Genomic DNA, 15299 nt, shown 5'->3' with positions numbered 1-15299 from the left:
GCGGCGACGGTCTGTCCCTCAGCCCCGATTCGAGGCTATGGATCACAGGTACGACCACCGAAGCTCGAAGCTCTCCTGGTGGATCCGTTCGGCATCGGACCCGAGCCGGTACGTCTGAGTCAGACGCGGATAGCGGTCCAGGTCGATCCGCATGTCCTCAGCGAAGTCACTCCGAACGGGCGGACACTGCGCCGATCACCAGGTACTTTCACCGCCCCGAAGATCGTCATGGCTACCTGAAGCCGCCGGCCGGCGGCGACCAGTTCACCGTGCACCGCTTTGGCCCCCGCCGGAAACGTGTGGTGGTGGCCTATGGCGACCAACAGTCTTAGGTAAACGAGGAGGTTCATCCCATGGTCACTGTTCGCAGCCCATTGGGTCTGTTCCAGACCGATTCGCTCATTGGCGAGGAGGACCGAGCGATACGCGACACGGTCCGTCGCTTCGTCGATGAGCGGATCCGGCCCGAGCTGGCCGAATGGTATGAGTCCGGCTCGATTCCCGCTCGTGAGCTGGCCAGGGAGCTGGGTGAGCTCGGGGTGCTCGGCATGCACCTGGGCGGTTACGGGTGTGCCGGCACTTCCGCCACGGCGTATGGGCTCGCGTGCCTGGAACTGGAGGCCGGTGACTCCGGGCTGCGTTCACTGGTCAGTGTCCAGGGCTCGCTGGCGATGTTCGCCATCCATCGATGGGGCTCGGAGGAGCAGAAGCAGGAATGGCTGCCGAGGATGGCCAAAGGGAACGCGATCGGGTGCTTCGGGCTGACGGAGTCTGACTTCGGTTCCAACCCGGGCGGGATGCGTACCCGAGCCACCCGTGCCGGCGGTGACTGGGTGCTGAACGGGAATAAGATGTGGATCACCAACGGCTCCGTCGCAGACGTGGCCGTGGTGTGGGCGCAGACGGACGACAAGGTGCGCGGCTTCCTGGTCCCGGCGGGCACTCCCGGCTTCTCGGCTCAGGAGATCAAGAAGAAGCTGTCTTTGCGGGCCTCGGTGACCAGTGAGCTGGTGCTGGATGAGGTTCGACTTCCTGACTCAGCGATGCTGCCCGAGGCCCGTGGGCTCTCCGGGCCGTTGTCGTGCCTCAATGAGGCCCGCTACGGCATTGTGTTCGGTTCGCTCGGTGCCGCCCGCGACTGCCTTGAGACGGCGATCGCCTACGCGCAGGAGCGCGACATCTTCGACCGAAAGCTCGCGTCGTACCAGCTGACCCAGGCCAAACTGGCGGACATGGCCGTCGAACTCGGCAAGGGGATGCTGCTCGCTCTCCACCTGGGACGGCTCAAGGACGCTGGACTCCTCCAGCCGGAGCAGGTCAGCCTCGGTAAGCTGAACAACGTACGCGAGGCCATCACTATCGCCCGGGAGTGCCGCACGATCCTCGCCGCCGCCGGTATCACTCTGGAGTACCCGATGATGCGGCACGCGAACAACCTTGAGTCAGTGCTCACCTACGAGGGCACCTCGGAGATTCACCAGCTCGTCATCGGTCAGGCCCTCACCGGCCATTCTGCCTTCCGATGACGCGGACAGGTGGACCTGACGGCGCAGTGTCCCCGGCTGACGGTTCGACGCGCGCGGCGGCGGATGTCTGTTACGCGATCGGATCTTCAGGGCACCCGGGTCACGGTGCGGAGGAGGAGTCCGTGGCCGAGCCCACGGGCGACCTTCCGCAAGTTCGGGCGACAACGCCGCGAGGCGCCATCTGGGCCGCGCGTAACAGGACATGACTTTTGAAACACGACCTAGGACGCCCAGGTCTCCACCGCGAGCAGGTCGCGCATCGACACCATGCCGACCAGGCGTCCGTCCTCCTCCACCGGCATGTGCCGTACGCCCGCGTCCAGCATCCGGCGGGCGACGTCACGGGAGTCCTCGTCGAGCCGCGCCGTGCGCAGCCGGGTGGTGGCGTAGGAGGCGGCGCTGACGGCGGCGGGGTCCTGGCAGGTCGCGAGCGCGTCCGTCAGATCGCGCTCGGTGATCACACCGGTGACCCGCTCGCCCTCCAGCACGGCGAGTGCGCCGACGTTCTTCTCCATCATCTGCCGGGCGACCTGGGGCAGCCGCTCATCGGTCTGGCATCCGTAGACCGCCGGACGGTAGACGTTACTGATCCGCATCGTCCCTCCCCTGACACACGATTCCCGCCAGGTCGCGCCGGCCCCCGCTCAGCGGTCCCGCGGGGAGTTTCGGCGGAACCGGACGGGACAGGATTCCCGACGGAGCGCCGGGCGAAACCTTCCGCTCGGAAGACGGACGGCGGGGGTGATCTCTATGTTCACGCGGAGCGTCATAGGGGCCGGCACCGGGCGCCTCACCCACCACTGGACCTCGCCGACGACGGAGGTGGCGCCGTCCTCCGTCCGGTCGGTGGGAGAGGAGGGGAGGCATGACACCGGAGGGCGGGCACCTGTTCGACCGACCCGATGAGGAGTTGGGGCGCATCCAGGCGGGGCTGAGACAGCTCGCGGATCAGTACGGCATGCTGCGCGGGCTGCTGGACGCGGTGCTGGCGATCGGTGCGGAGCTGGAACTGGAGCCGGTCCTGCACCGGATCGTGGAGGCCGGACGGGGGTTGGTGCGGGCCCGCTACGGCGCCCTGGGCGTACTGAACGAGGCGGGACAGTTCATCGAGATGATCAGCTCGGGGTTCTGCCGGGACCATTCGTCCGCACGCGGCGAAGAACTGCCCCACGGCAGCGGACTGCTCGGTGACCTGGTGCGCGACCCGCGGCCGCTGCGCGTGGACGACCTGGCCACCCATCCCGGCGCGGCCGGTTTCCCCCGGGAGCATCCCGTGATGACGACGCTGCTGGGGGTGCCGATCCGGGTCCGTCAGGCGATCTACGGCAACCTCTATCTGGCCGACAAGGCGGGTGGTCCGTTCACCGCCGAGGACCAGGAGGTGGTGATGGCGCTGGCCGGGGCGGCCGGCATGGCGATCGAGAACGCGCGTCTCTACCGGCGGACGTGCCGGGCCACGGAGGACTTCCAGCGCCGGCTGCTGCCGGAGATGCCGCACCTGGAGGGCTGGGAACTGCAGGCCCGCTTTCAGCCCTCCAGCAGAGCGCCGTGCATCGGGGGCGACTGGTACGACCTGATCCGCCTGCCCGATGGGGTGCCCTGCTTGGTGATCGGGGATGTGATGGGCCACGATGTGCAGGCCGCGATCGTGATGAGCCAGATCAGCAACATGCTCCGCGTCATCGCCCTGGACGAGCAGGAGTCGCCCAGCCGCATCCTGCGCCGCCTGGACCGGGTGCTGCACTGGTTGCACGGCGGGCCGATGGCCACCGTCGTCGTCGCCCGCCTGGAGCAGGCCGCGGGGTCGGGACGGCGACTGCGGTGGACCAGCGCCGGACATCTGCCGCCCCTGCTGGCCGTCCCGGGGGAGCGGGCACGCTATCTGTACGCCGATGTCGGCGTCCCGCTGGGGGTCGACCCGGACCTGCCGCGGACCGACAACCACGTCGACCTGCCCGGCGGCGCCGCCGTACTGCTGCACACCGACGGCCTGGTGGAGAACCGCGACCATTCCATCGGCCAGGGGATGGACCAGATCGCCGCCGTCGCCACGACCCACGCCGCCGATCCGCTGGCGCGGCTGTGCGACGCCCTGCTGGCCCACCCCGGCGGCGCCTTCGAAGACGACGTCGCGCTGCTGGCCGTCCGCCCGCCCGCGTAGCGGCCTCCGGCGGGAGGCGGCGAGCACGGCAGCAAAAGATCGCTTTCGACGGGTTAGTCTGACCCGCGTGGTCGAACTCAGGGGCGGGGTCAACACGGTGACACGGGTCGGCTCGACCGTGCTCCGGCCGACCGGGCCGTGGAGCCCGGCCGTGCACGGCCTGCTGCGCCATCTCGAACGGCGGGGCTTTCGCGGCGCCCCGCGGCTGCACGGCACGACCGACGACGGCAGGGAGATCCTCGATTTCCTTCCCGGGCAGGTGGGCGAGTATCCGCTGACCCCGGAGGTCGCCTCCCCCGAGGCGTTGGAGAGCGCGGCCGAGCTGCTCGCGGCCTACCACGACGCGACCGCCGACTATGTGGCGGGGCACGAGACCGGTTGGCTGATGCCGACGCTGTCACCGGCCGAGGTCATCCTGCACAACGACTACGCGCCGTACAACTGCGTGCTGGACGGCACCAGGGTGATCGGCGTCATCGACTTCGACACCGCCGCTCCCGGCCCCCGGGTGTGGGACGTTGCCTACGCGGTCTACCGCTGGGCGCCGACGACCGCCCCGGACAACGGAGCGGGCTTCGGCACCACCGAGGAACAGGCCGCACGCGTCCGGGTGTTCTGCGACCGCTATGGCCTGGACGCCGCCGGACGGAGCGTCCTGGTGGACACCATCACCGCCCGGCTCACGGCCCTGGTCGACTTCATGCGTGCCCGGGCCGCGGCGGGTGAGGCGGCGTTCCGGCGCCATATCGACGAGGGCCACGACAGGCTCTATCTCGGCGACATCGCCTACCTGGAGGACCGGCGTGCCGTCTTCGAGGCGGCGCTCCTGGCGGGCTGACACCGTCGGCCCGGCAGGAGAGAGCGTTCGTCCGCGCGGGGCGAGGACACGCACTCAGTGATCGCCGCGCAGGGAACGTCTCGCCTCGGCCGGGTCGTCGGCCTCCAGTGCCGATCTGGCCGCCTCCCGGCATTCCTCGAGCGTGCGCCCGGCCAGGGACTCCCGTACGGCCGGGATGCCCGGCGCCGACATGGACAGGCTCGTCACGCCGAGTCCGACCAGCACGGCGGCCAGGAGTGGGTCGGCCGCGGCCTCTCCGCACACGCCGACGGGTTTTCCCGCCCGTTCGCCCGCGGCGGCGCACTCGGCGATCAGCCGCAGCAGCGCGGGCTGCCACGGGTCGAGCAGGTCGGCGAGTTCGCCGTGCTGGCGGTCGGCCGCGCAGGTGTACTGGCTGAGGTCGTTGGTGCCGATGCTGAGGAAGTCGAGCTCGGCCAGCAGCCGGTCCGCCCGGAGCGCGGCCGCCGGCACCTCCACCATCGCGCCGACGTCGGTGATCCCCCTGGCCCTGGCCATGCGGGCGAAGGCGGTCGCCTCCGCCACCGTGGTCACCATGGGCGCCATCACCCACGGCCGTACGCCGCTGGACCGCGCGGCCGCCGCGATCGCGTCGAGCTGGGTGTCGAGCACGCCCGGACGCACCCGGTCCACCCGCAGCCCGCGGATGCCGAGCGCGGGGTTGATCTCATCGGGCAGCGTGAGGAACGGCAGCGGCTTGTCGGTGCCCGCGTCGAGGGTGCGCACGATCACCCGGTCGCCGGGAAGCGCTCGGAAGACCGCCTCGTAGGCGGCGACCTGCTCGTCCAGGCCGGGTGCCTCGCGCCGGTCGAGGAAGAGGAACTCGGTGCGGAACAGCCCGACGCCCTCGGCGGAGAAACCGGACTCCAGATCGGCCGCGGAACCGATGTTCAGCAGCAGCTTCACCGGATGGCCGTCGGCCGTACGGCCCGGGCCGCCGCTCGCCTGCAGGCGTTCGCGCTCGCCGGCCGCGCGCCGCCGGATCGCCGCCGCCTCGTCCTCGCCGACGGCGGTGCGTACCTCGCCGAGCACGCCGTCGACGGCGACCATCTCGCCGTCTTCGAGCGCGGCAGCGTCGGGGCAGGCGACCACGGCGGGCAGCCCCCGGGCCCGGGCGAGGATGGCGGTGTGGCTGGTCGGCCCGCCCTTCTCCGTGACCAGCGCGAGCACCATCGCCGGGTCGAGCGTGGCGGTGTCGGCGGGGGAGAGGTCCTCGGCCACCAGCACGAACGGGTGTCCCGGGTCGGGCACGCCCGGCATGGGCAGGCCGAGCGCGGCGGCGATCGCGCGGTTGCCGATGTCGTCGAGGTCGGCGGCGCGTTCTGCGATGTAGCCGCCGACGGCGAGCAGCGCCTCACGGTGGTGGGCGCAGGCGGCGGCGATGGCGTGCGCCGCGGTCATCCCCGCGCCGACGTTGTCTCCGACCATGTCGGACAGACCGGGGTCGGCGGCGATGAGCGACTGCGCCTCCAGGATCTCTCTGGCGGCGGGTTCGGCCGCCTTGGCGGCGAGCGCGCTGAGCGCAGCCGAGGTCTCCCGCAGGGCGCGCTCGGCCGTCCGGAGTTCCGCGGCCCGGTCGTCCGGTGGGACGGTGGCGGGGTCGGGGAGCCTGGGCGGGCCGGCCATGCGGCAGACCGGCCCGGCGGCGGCGCCGGGGCTGACGCCGAGCCCGCGCAGCGTACGGCTCTCGCCCGGGGAAGTGTTCTCGCCGGTCACGGTGGTCTCGTGCATCGGGGCCTCAGTCGGCGTCGAGGTCGCGGGAGAGGAGCTCGGCCAGGGCGTCGAGCGCGGCGTCGGCGCCGGGGCCGTCCGCGTCGAGGGTGACCTGCGTGCCGTGCGTGGCCCCGAGTGCCAGTACGGCGAGGATGCTGTTGGCCGGGACCGGTTTCCCGTCGCCGACCCGGATGCGTACGGGTGTGGTCTGACGGGCCGCGGCCTCCGTGAAGATCTTCGCGGGCCGGGCGTGCAGGCCCGTGCGGGAGGCGATGACCACTGTCCTTTCCGGCATCGTCGTGACCTTTCTCTGCGGGGGCTGGGAAATTTCCGTCCGGGGGTGGTCGGGTCAGGGTTCGATGGTGACCTTGATGGCGGCGCCGCGGCTGACGATGTCGATGCCGTCGAGGACCTCGGTGAGCGGGAGCCGGTGTGTGATCAGGTCGGCGACCGGTACGGACCTGTCGGCGATCAGCTCGAGTGCCCGGGTGTTGTGCGCGGGGCTCGATCCGTTCGCGCCGACGATGGTCAGCTCCCGGTAGTGCACGAGGTTGGAGTCGCAGCGGATGATCGGGTCGTTCTTGGGCAGGCCGCCGAAGAAGCTGACCCGTCCCTGGCGGGCGGCGATCCGCAGGGCCTGCTCCTGGGCCGCCCCGGAGGCGGCCGCGGTGATCACCACGTCGGCGCCCCGGCCCTCGGTCAGCTTGAGGATCTGCTCGACGATGTCGTCGCCGTGGACGGCGGCGTCCGGCCGCACCCGGTCGGCGGCCAGGGCCAGCCGGTCGGGGTTGATGTCGGCCAGGAAGACCCGGGCCGCTCCACGTGCGCGGGCCAGCCGTACGTGCAGGCAGCCGATCGGGCCCGAGCCGATGACCAGGACGTCGTCGCCGGCGCCCACCCGGGCCAGCTCCTGCCCGTTGAGCACGCAGGCGAGCGGTTCGGCCAGCGACGCCTCGGCGAAGCCGACGCCGTCCGGGATGCGGTTGAGCCCGCCGACGGCCAGGACCTTGGCCGGGACGACCATGTATTCGGCGAAGCCGCCGTCGTAGTGGTAACCCATCGACTCCTGATCGGGACAGACCGTCATCCGGCCGCGGCGGCATTCCCCGCAGGTCCCGCAGGGGATGGCCGCGATGACCTGGACCCGGTCGCCGGGAGACCAGCCGGGCGCGTCGGTCTCGACGATCTCCCCGGCGATCTCGTGGCCCATCACCCGGGGCGGCCTGATGTGGTGGTGCCCGTACTTGAGGATCTTCGCGTCGGTGCCGCACGTCGAGCAGTTCCGTACGCGTATCTTCACCTCGCCGGGACCGGCGACGGGTTCGGCCGCGTCCTCGATGCGGATGTCTTCTGGGGCATGGAACCGGGCGACCTTCACGCGGAGGTCTCCTCTCCTGTCGGGTGCAGTAGACGGACGACGTCCTCCACCCGGGTCGCCTCCCGCAGCGCGCGGGCGCGGTCCGGGTCGAGCAGGATCTGGGCCAGCTCGGCGAGCAGCCGCACATGCCCGTCGCCGCGTGCGGCGATGCCGACGCACACGGTGACCGTCTGGCCGTCCCAGTCGACGCCGTCCGGGAAACGCAGGACGCAGATGGCGTCGTGGTGGACGGAGTCCTTGCCGTCCAGGGTGCCGTGCGGGATCGCGACGCCCTCGCCGACGTAGGTGGAGATCGAGCGCTCGCGCTCGATCATCGTGTCGACGTACGGCTCGGCGACCGCGCCGACCGCGACGAGGGCCCGGCCGCACTGGCGGATCGCGTCGTCGCGGCTCACCGCCGAGGCGGTGAGCCGGACGGCGCGGGGGTCGAGCGGGAGTGGTGCCGTCTCAGGCATTCACGATCCCGCCGTTCTTGATGGTGGTGACGAGCGCGGTGACCGCCGGGTCGCCGATGAAGATCTGGAAGGGGATGAGCACGGTGTCGGGGGCGGTCTTCCTGGCCCGGTCGGCGAGCCCGGCATGGCAGACCACGACGTCGGCGTCGGAGGGGATCGAGTTGACCGGGGTGTGGGCGACCTCGATCCCCTGGCTCTTGAGCTGCTTGCGCAGCTGGCTGGCGAGCATCACGCTGCTGCCCATCCCCGCGTCGCAGGCAACGATGATCTTGCGGATGTCCTTGCTGTCGATGCTGGGCATGTCGGGTCAGGCCTCCTTGGTCGCGGACTGGGCGGTGGGCTGAGAGGTGGTCTCGGGTTCTGCGCCGGGTTCGTCCTTGCCGGCCGCGCGGCCGAAGCCCAGGAGCACGGAGGCGACGGCGAAGGAGGCGGCGGTGGCGACCAGGACACCGGCGAGCATGCCGAACCAGCCGCCCTTGGGGGTGACCGCGAAGTAGGCGAAGATGCTACCGGGTGAGGGGGTGGCGATCAGTCCGGCGCCGGTGGCCATGAAGGTGGCGATGCCGGCGGCGCCGCCGGCGATCACCGCGAGGATGAGCCGCGGCTTCATCAGGACGTAGGGGAAGTAGATCTCGTGGATGCCGCCGAGGAAGTGGATGATCATGGCGGCGGGGGTCGAGGGCCGTAGCGAGCGGGGGCCGAAGAACAGGAAGGCGAGCAGGAGGCCGAGGCCGGGCCCCGGGTTGGACTCCAGCATGAACAGGATCGACTTGCCCTGTGCGGTCGCCTCGGCGACGGCCAGGGGGCCGAGGACACCGTGGTTGATGGCGTTGTTGAGGAACAGGACCTTGGCGGGTTCGATCAGCAGCGAGGCCACGGGGAGCAGGCTGTGGTCGATCAGCCAGGCGACGGCGTCGCCGGCGGCTTCGGTGACGACCCTTACGATCGGTCCGATGCCCCAGGCGCCCAGGACGGCCATGGCGCCGCCGACGATGCCCGCGCTGAAGTTGTCGACCAGCATTTCGAACCCGGCCCTGGTCCGTTGCTGGGTGAATCCGTCGACGAGTTTGATCACCAGGGCGGCGAGCGGTCCGATGATCATGGCGCCGAGGAACATGGGGATGTCGGTGCCGACGACCACGCCCATGGTGGCGACGGCGCCGACCACGGCGCCGCGCTGGCCGTGGACCATCCGGCCGCCCGTGTATCCGATCAGGACGGGCAGCAAGACGGTGATCATGGGGCCGACGAGTTCGGCGAGTGACTCGTTGGGCAGCCAGCCGGTGGGGATGAACAGCGCGGTGATCAGACCCCAGGCGATGAACGCGCCGATGTTCGGCATGATCATCCCGGCGAGGTGGCCGCCGATGCGTTGGATGGTGGCCTTGGCCCCGGTGCCGTAGACCGTGGGGGTGTAGTTGGCCATGGGTCGTGCTCCTTCCGGAGGGGGTGAAGGGTGCGGCTGGACCTTCACCCCCGTCCCACACCACCCCCGGCCCTGCCTGGCCTGGCCGGAGATGGTTGTGGGATGGGGGTCATGTCACCGCGGATCTCAGTGGCCGGTCGAGGTCGGGCCGGCCGATGCGGACCAGGTCGCGCCGGATGTCGGCGGGGCCGGGCATCCGGCTTCCGGGCAGGGCGACGGCGGCCGTTCCCCAGGCCAGCGCCTCGACCAGGGCCCCCTCACCGCTGGCCCCGCCCGCCAGGAAACCGGCCAGCATGGCATCGCCCGCGCCGACAGCGCTGCGGGGTTCCGCCACCGGGCACCGGCCGTACCATGCGCCGTCGTCCTGCACCAGGACGGCGCCGTCGGGACCGATGCTGGCCAGCACCGTTCCCGCGCCCAGCGCGCGGAGCTTCTCCGCCGCCTCGATGACATCGCCCACACTGGTGATCGTCATCCCGGTCGCTTCGGCGAGTTCCTCGCGGTTGGGCTTGATCAGTGCGGGGCCGGCGGCGGTGGCGGCCGGCAGGGCCGGGCCGCTGGTGTCCACGGCCACGTTCATGCCCGCCTCGGCGAACCTGCGGCACAGGTGGGCGTAGACATCGGTGGGCAGGCCGGGGGGGAGGCTGCCGGAGGCGACCACCCAGTCGGCGGTGTGCGCCGCGTCCACGACGGTTCGGGCGATGGCTTCCAGTTCGTCCGCCGCCATGGCGGTGCCGGGTTCGTTGATCTTGGTGACCGTGCCGTCGGGTTCGGCCAGGGTGATGTTGGACCGGGTCGCCCCGGCGACCGGGACGGTGATCATGTCGATGCCCTCGCGGCAGAGCAGATCCACCAGTTGCCGGCCCTCATGGCCGCCGAAGGGGACCACCGCGCACGACTCGACCCGGTTGGCCAGCAGCGCCCGGGACACGTTCACACCCTTGCCGCCCGGATCGAGACGCGCCGCCGCCGCCCGGATGACCGCACCACGCTCCAGCGCGCCGATCTCGATCGTACGGTCCAGACTCGGGTTGAGAGTCAGCGTGAGGATCATGCGCGCACCACCTCGGGGCCGGCCGCGGTGATGTCGGCGGCGATCGCCGGGTCCAGCCCGTCATCGGTGATGATCATGTCGATCTCGGTGAGCGCGGCGAACCTGGCGAGGTAGACGCCGGAGAACTTGGTGTGGTCGGCCAGCACCACGGTGCGCTCGGCCGCGCCGATCATCGCGCGCTTGATCGCGGACTCGGCCGGATCGGGCGTCGTCAGCCCCTTGTCGACCGAGCACCCGTTGGTGCCCATGAAGGCCACATCGACGTTAAGGTCCTCGAGCGGGCGCAGCGCCCAGTCGTCGACGGTGGCGAGAGTACGGCCGCGCACCCGGCCCCCTAACATGATCACGTTGAGGTTGGCCCTGGTCGCGAGCATCGTCGCGAGCGGCGGCGCGTTCACGATGACGGTGAGCTCACGGTCGCCGGGCAGCGCCCGGGCGAGACGACGCGTCGTCGAGCCCGCGTCGATGATGATCGAGCCGTCTTCGGGCAGCTCGGCCAGCGCGGCCTTGGCGATGCGCTCCTTCTCGTCGGTCATGACCTCGTCTCGTGTGGCGAGTGCGGGCTCGAAGCCGAGCCGTTCGACCGGGATCGCGCCACCGTGTACGCGTCGGAGCACGCCGGCCCGCTCCAGGACGGTCAGGTCGCGGCGGATCGTCTCCGTGGTGACGGCGAACTCCTCCGCCAGCTTCACCACATCCACCCGTCCAGCGGCGCGCGCACGGCGCAGGATCTCCTGCTGCCGTTCCTCCGCGTACATGATGTTGGTTCACCACCGTTCAATGTGTTGTTTCGCCTTTGTTTATACCTATTTTCCGTGGAGGTCAAGGGTCCGTGCGACGTGCGCCCGAATCTGCACCGCCGGTATCAGCCCTGGTCACGTCGCTGTACGGCACCGGCCAGGGTGTGACTATATGTGGGCCATATGTGGGCTACATGCGGGAGTCGGATGCGGTGTCGTGCCCACATCGACGACAACCCTGCCCGTGATCTTGCATTTTCTTGCAAGTCGTCCTTCTGACCTGCGCAAATCCCGTCAGTGATCTTGCAGATAATCGCAGACGAGCCATCTGACCTGCGGCTATACATTCCGTGATCTTGCAGTCGGAGGTGCAAGATCACGGGAGGTGTTCTCGCTGTCCAGGGGCATGTCCCGCGAGAAACTGCAAGATCACGAACGGGAAATCCCTGGTCAAGGCTCGATGTGCGAGTATTCGCAAGATCGCGGGCTGAGGTGTAGGCCTGGAGGTCGGCGCCCTTCAACGGGCGAGGTGGCCGACCTCGGGTTCGAAGTCGACCACCTCGTGGAAGATCCGGTGTGTCAGGCGGCCGCGCAGGCGATGCCCGTGGGAGTGCCGTTGGAACTCGTGTACGAGCCCTGGAACCCGAACGAGGTGCTCGCGCCGGCGCCGAGCCTGCCGTTGTAGCCGACGTTGCGTACGGTGACCGACGACCCGTCGGCGGTCAGGTCGCCGTTCCAGAGGTTGCTGATCCGCTGACCGTCGGGGAAGGTCCAGGTCACGGTCCAGCCGTCGATCGCGGCCGTCCCGGAGTTGCGGACGGTGACGTCGGCGGTGAAGCCGTTCTGCCACTGGCTGGTCACCTTGTACGACGCCGTGCACCCGTCACCGCCGGGTGAAGGCGACGGCGACGGCGACGGCGAGGGAGAGGGGCTGCTCGTGCCGCCGAGCGCCGCGGCGACGGCGTAGTAGGCCGGCTTCTTGCCGAAGTTCTCGTCGTAGAGCAGGGCGGCACCCTGACCGGGGAACACCGAGGGGATCCAGGAGTGGTGGTCGGCGAAGTCCCAGATCGTCATGCCGACACAGCGGGAGACCGCCAGGCATGCCCTGACGACCTTGCCGTAGTCTTCCGCCTGCTGGGTGTCCTTGGCGGTGGTGCGGGGCAGATCCATGCGGATGTCGAGCTCGGTGATGGCCACGTCCACGCCGAGGTCGGCGAAGCGCTGGATGTTCTGCTGCAGCGTGGCGGGGACCTGGCCGACGATCAGGTGGGCCTGCAGCCCGACGCCGTCGATGGGCACGCCCTGCTGCTTGAACGACTTCACCATGTTGTAGACGGCGTCGCTCTTCGCGTTGACGCCTTCGATGTTGTAGTCGTTGTAGTACAGCTTGACGTTCGGGTCGGCCGCGCGGGCCGCCTTGAACGCCTCGGCGATGTAGCCGTCCCCGATCTTCTGCTGGAACACCGACTGGCGGCGTGAGCCGTTCTCCTCGAAGGCTTCGTTGACCACGTCCCAGTGGATGAGCCGGCCCTTGAAGTGGGCGACCTCGTTGGTGATGTGGTCGCGCATGACCCCGAGGAGCCGGTCGGCCGGCACGTTGCTCACCCAGCCGGGAAGCTGGTTGTGCCAGACCAGGGTGTGCCCCCGGACGAGCTGATCGTTGGCCTCGGCACGGTCGACGATCGCCTCGGCCTGGGTGTAGTCGAACTGGCCCTGCGTCGGCTCGGTGTACATCCACTTCATCGTGTTGCCGACGGTGATCTGGCCGAACTCGCTGCCCAGGATCTGCTGGTACGGCACGTCCGACAGTGTGGGATTGTCGGTCGCCGAGCCGAAATAGCGGCCCTTGGCCGCGGCCAGCTGTCCGAGCGTGGCGTCCGCTGACGCCGCCGGCGCGGTCAGGACGCCGGCGGTCAGGGCCGTGACCGCCGCCACGGCCCCGGCTATCAGCCCGGCCGTACGGCGTCGGCGATGGGAGGTGCGATCCATACGCGCTCCTAAGGGGTCGGGGCCGCGGCCCTCGGATAACGACCGCGGCAGGATCGAGCGGCATTCGCATGAGGGAGGAGATTAAGTTTCGAATGCCATATTGATCGTTAACCAGGGACCCTAGAGCGGGCTGGATCAGAGCGTCAATGACGTGTTCGCTCATCCACGGAAACGGTCGGCACGACCGCTCCACGGGCTGCGGGGCGGCGACCGCTGCGACGGCCTGAGGGTGAAATTTTCAGGCTCGGCCGGGCTCCGCAGGAGGACGAGGCGTCAAGCCGTGCCCTCGTAGTCGAACCAGTCGAAGGCCGCGCTGCCCTCGGTGACGTACATGCCGATGACGCGGCCGGTGAAGCCGGTGGCGACCTCGGTGGACAGATAACGGCCGTCCAGCTCCGCCAGGAGCACGCGCTCGTCCCCTGTGTGCACCGAGAAGGCGAGGGTGTCGGGTCCGTGGCCGCCGACGCCGGTCCGCTCGCGGTCCACCTCGCCGGGCCGGGTCACGGTCGGCGGCGGCACATCGGCCGTACGGACGCGGATCTCGAGGGTGAGGGGTCCGGGCGGCACCGGATGGCCGGCGACGCACCGGCGCAGCGGGCCGATCCTGGCGATCACGGACGCCTGCCCGTCGTGCACCTCGAGGTCGTAGTGATGGGCCTCGTCCAGCCGTACGGAAAGACCGGCGCGTGCGCCGGTGGGATCGAGGTGTGCGGCGATCCGGCAGTCGTGGTGCTGCTGGCGGCGTCCGATGAAGGTGTGCCCGGGACGGTCGAGGGTGGGACCGGTCGCGTGCAGCGTCAGCCGGCCGGGCCGCTCGGCGAGCGACCAGGAGCCGTCGGGACGGCCGCGCGGGGAGATCCATTGCGGTGCCAGCACCGCGCCGTCGAAGTCGTCACGGGAGGACTCGGCGGGCAGGGGATGCCAGGCGGCGGGGGCCGCGTGCCGCTCCTCGACCGGACCGGCCACCGGCCAGCCGTCCACCCACCGCACGGGGGTCAGGAACGTCTCCCGCCCGAGGACGTGGAACTCGGGCGTGTGACCGCGCGGGCGGGTGCCGAGCAGGACCATCCACCACGTGCCGTCGGCGGCCTGGACGAGGTCGGCGTGGCCGGTGCTCTGGATCGGCCGGTCGGTGCCGCGGTGGGTCAGGATCGGGTTGGCCGGGCCGGGCTCGTACGGCCCGCGCGGCGAGCGGGCGCGGGCGATCGAGACGGCGTGGGCCCGTTCGGTGCCGCCCTCCGACATCAGCAGATACCACCACTCGCCGATGTGGAACAGGTGTGGCGCCTCGGGGTACTTGCCCCCGGTGCCGGACCAGACGGGGATCGGCCCCTCCAGCACCGCACCGGTCAGCGGGTCGATTCGCGACACCTGGTTGCCGGAGGTGGTGCACCAGCAGTTCCCGTCGTCGTCCCAGGCCAGGTCGGGGTCGATGCCGGGAACGTCGATCCGGACCGGGTCGGACCAGGGGCCCTCGGGGCGTTCCGCGGTGACGAGGAAGTTGCCGCGGGCGCTCACGTTGGTGGTGATCATGTAGAACAGGCCGTCGTGGTGGCGGAGCGTCGGTGCGTAGACGCCGCCGGAGGCCGGCGCGTCCGGGGGCAGGCCGAGCTGGGACGGCCGGTCGAGCACGTTGCCGATCTGCCGCCAGTGCACCAGATCGCGACTGTGGAAGATCGGGACGCCGGGAAAGTACTCGAAGCTGGAGCAGACCAGGTAGTGGTCCTCACCGACCCGGCACACACTGGGGTCGGGGTGAAACCCGCTGATGACGGGGTTGTCGTAAGTCCGCACGGCTCGGCGGGTCCCTTCTGAGCGGATGAACACGGTCGGGCGGTTCCGGCCGGATCCCGGGCAGGCGCGCATCGGCCGCGTCGCAGCCCTCGCCGATGCCGGAAACGACTAACTTTCCAAGATCGTACAGAAAGTTAATCGGGGACGATAGGGCTGACGGAAGCCGGCCGTCAATGAAGTTTCCGCACCAGCGACGAAATGGTCGAG

General features: G+C 70.2%; 14 protein-coding genes. 3 read left to right on the top strand and 11 right to left on the bottom strand.

Annotation, left to right across the window (positions count from 1 at the left end):
* The first annotated feature begins 353 nt into the window (after window positions 1-353).
* Window positions 354-1526: an acyl-CoA dehydrogenase family protein gene (locus AP234_RS24135; RefSeq protein WP_055482001.1), complete on the top strand. Its 1173-nt coding sequence runs from the start codon at window positions 354-356 to the stop codon at window positions 1524-1526.
* A 221-nt stretch (window positions 1527-1747) separates the two neighbouring features.
* Here the strand turns inward: AP234_RS24135 and AP234_RS24130 are convergent, their stop codons facing one another.
* Window positions 1748-2122 (bottom strand): CBS domain-containing protein, encoded by a 375-nt coding sequence (locus AP234_RS24130; RefSeq protein WP_055482000.1) that lies wholly within the window; start codon window positions 2120-2122, stop codon window positions 1748-1750.
* Between the two features lie 269 nt (window positions 2123-2391).
* On the opposite strand from AP234_RS24130, the gene AP234_RS24125 reads away from it, so the two are divergent.
* A complete protein-coding gene (locus AP234_RS24125; protein WP_200926681.1) occupies window positions 2392-3687 on the top strand; it encodes a GAF domain-containing SpoIIE family protein phosphatase in 1296 nt (431 codons plus the stop codon).
* A 67-nt stretch (window positions 3688-3754) separates the two neighbouring features.
* On the top strand, window positions 3755-4525 hold the full coding sequence (locus tag AP234_RS24120; protein WP_235558344.1) for a phosphotransferase enzyme family protein: 771 nt from the start codon (window positions 3755-3757) through the stop codon (window positions 4523-4525).
* A gap of 54 nt (window positions 4526-4579) precedes the next feature.
* On the opposite strand, the gene ptsP is transcribed toward AP234_RS24120, so the two are convergent.
* The 10 genes from ptsP to AP234_RS24070 all read right to left on the bottom strand — a co-directional run bounded on the left by ptsP (window position 4580) and on the right by AP234_RS24070 (window position 15092).
* The gene (gene ptsP, locus AP234_RS24115; protein WP_055481999.1) at window positions 4580-6274 is read right to left on the bottom strand and encodes a phosphoenolpyruvate--protein phosphotransferase; all 1695 of its coding nucleotides are present in this window, start codon (window positions 6272-6274) and stop codon (window positions 4580-4582) included.
* A 7-nt stretch (window positions 6275-6281) separates the two neighbouring features.
* On the bottom strand, window positions 6282-6551 hold the full coding sequence (locus tag AP234_RS24110) for an HPr family phosphocarrier protein (protein ID WP_055481998.1): 270 nt from the start codon (window positions 6549-6551) through the stop codon (window positions 6282-6284).
* Between the two features lie 54 nt (window positions 6552-6605).
* Window positions 6606-7634 (bottom strand): zinc-dependent dehydrogenase, encoded by a 1029-nt coding sequence (locus AP234_RS24105; RefSeq protein ID WP_055481997.1) that lies wholly within the window; start codon window positions 7632-7634, stop codon window positions 6606-6608.
* Window positions 7631-8089 (bottom strand): PTS sugar transporter subunit IIA, encoded by a 459-nt coding sequence (locus AP234_RS24100; protein WP_055481996.1) that lies wholly within the window; start codon window positions 8087-8089, stop codon window positions 7631-7633. Before AP234_RS24100 ends, AP234_RS24105 begins: the two co-directional genes overlap by 4 nt.
* Complete coding sequence (locus tag AP234_RS24095) at window positions 8082-8390, bottom strand: PTS lactose transporter subunit IIB (RefSeq protein WP_055481995.1); 309 nt, start codon at window positions 8388-8390, stop codon at window positions 8082-8084. The genes AP234_RS24100 and AP234_RS24095 overlap by 8 nt, the downstream gene beginning before the upstream one ends.
* A gap of 6 nt (window positions 8391-8396) precedes the next feature.
* Complete coding sequence (mtlA, locus tag AP234_RS24090; protein WP_055481994.1) at window positions 8397-9515, bottom strand: mannitol-specific PTS transporter subunit IIC; 1119 nt, start codon at window positions 9513-9515, stop codon at window positions 8397-8399.
* Window positions 9516-9624: 109 nt separating this feature from the next.
* Window positions 9625-10569: a 1-phosphofructokinase gene (gene pfkB / locus AP234_RS24085; protein WP_055481993.1), complete on the bottom strand. Its 945-nt coding sequence runs from the start codon at window positions 10567-10569 to the stop codon at window positions 9625-9627.
* Window positions 10566-11327, bottom strand: a complete 762-nt coding sequence (locus tag AP234_RS24080; protein WP_055481992.1) for a DeoR/GlpR family DNA-binding transcription regulator — start codon at window positions 11325-11327, stop codon at window positions 10566-10568. Before AP234_RS24080 ends, pfkB begins: the two co-directional genes overlap by 4 nt.
* A gap of 561 nt (window positions 11328-11888) precedes the next feature.
* Complete coding sequence (locus tag AP234_RS24075; RefSeq protein WP_055481991.1) at window positions 11889-13298, bottom strand: endo-1,4-beta-xylanase; 1410 nt, start codon at window positions 13296-13298, stop codon at window positions 11889-11891.
* A 273-nt stretch (window positions 13299-13571) separates the two neighbouring features.
* The gene (locus tag AP234_RS24070) at window positions 13572-15092 is read right to left on the bottom strand and encodes a glycoside hydrolase family 43 protein (RefSeq protein WP_235558343.1); all 1521 of its coding nucleotides are present in this window, start codon (window positions 15090-15092) and stop codon (window positions 13572-13574) included.
* Window positions 15093-15299 lie beyond the last annotated feature (207 nt).

The sequence above is a fragment of the Sphaerimonospora mesophila genome (genome assembly GCF_001417795.1).
Taxonomy (GTDB): Bacteria; Actinomycetota; Actinomycetes; order Streptosporangiales; family Streptosporangiaceae; genus Sphaerimonospora; species Sphaerimonospora mesophila.
This window is presented reverse-complemented; position numbering and strand designations above follow the sequence as displayed.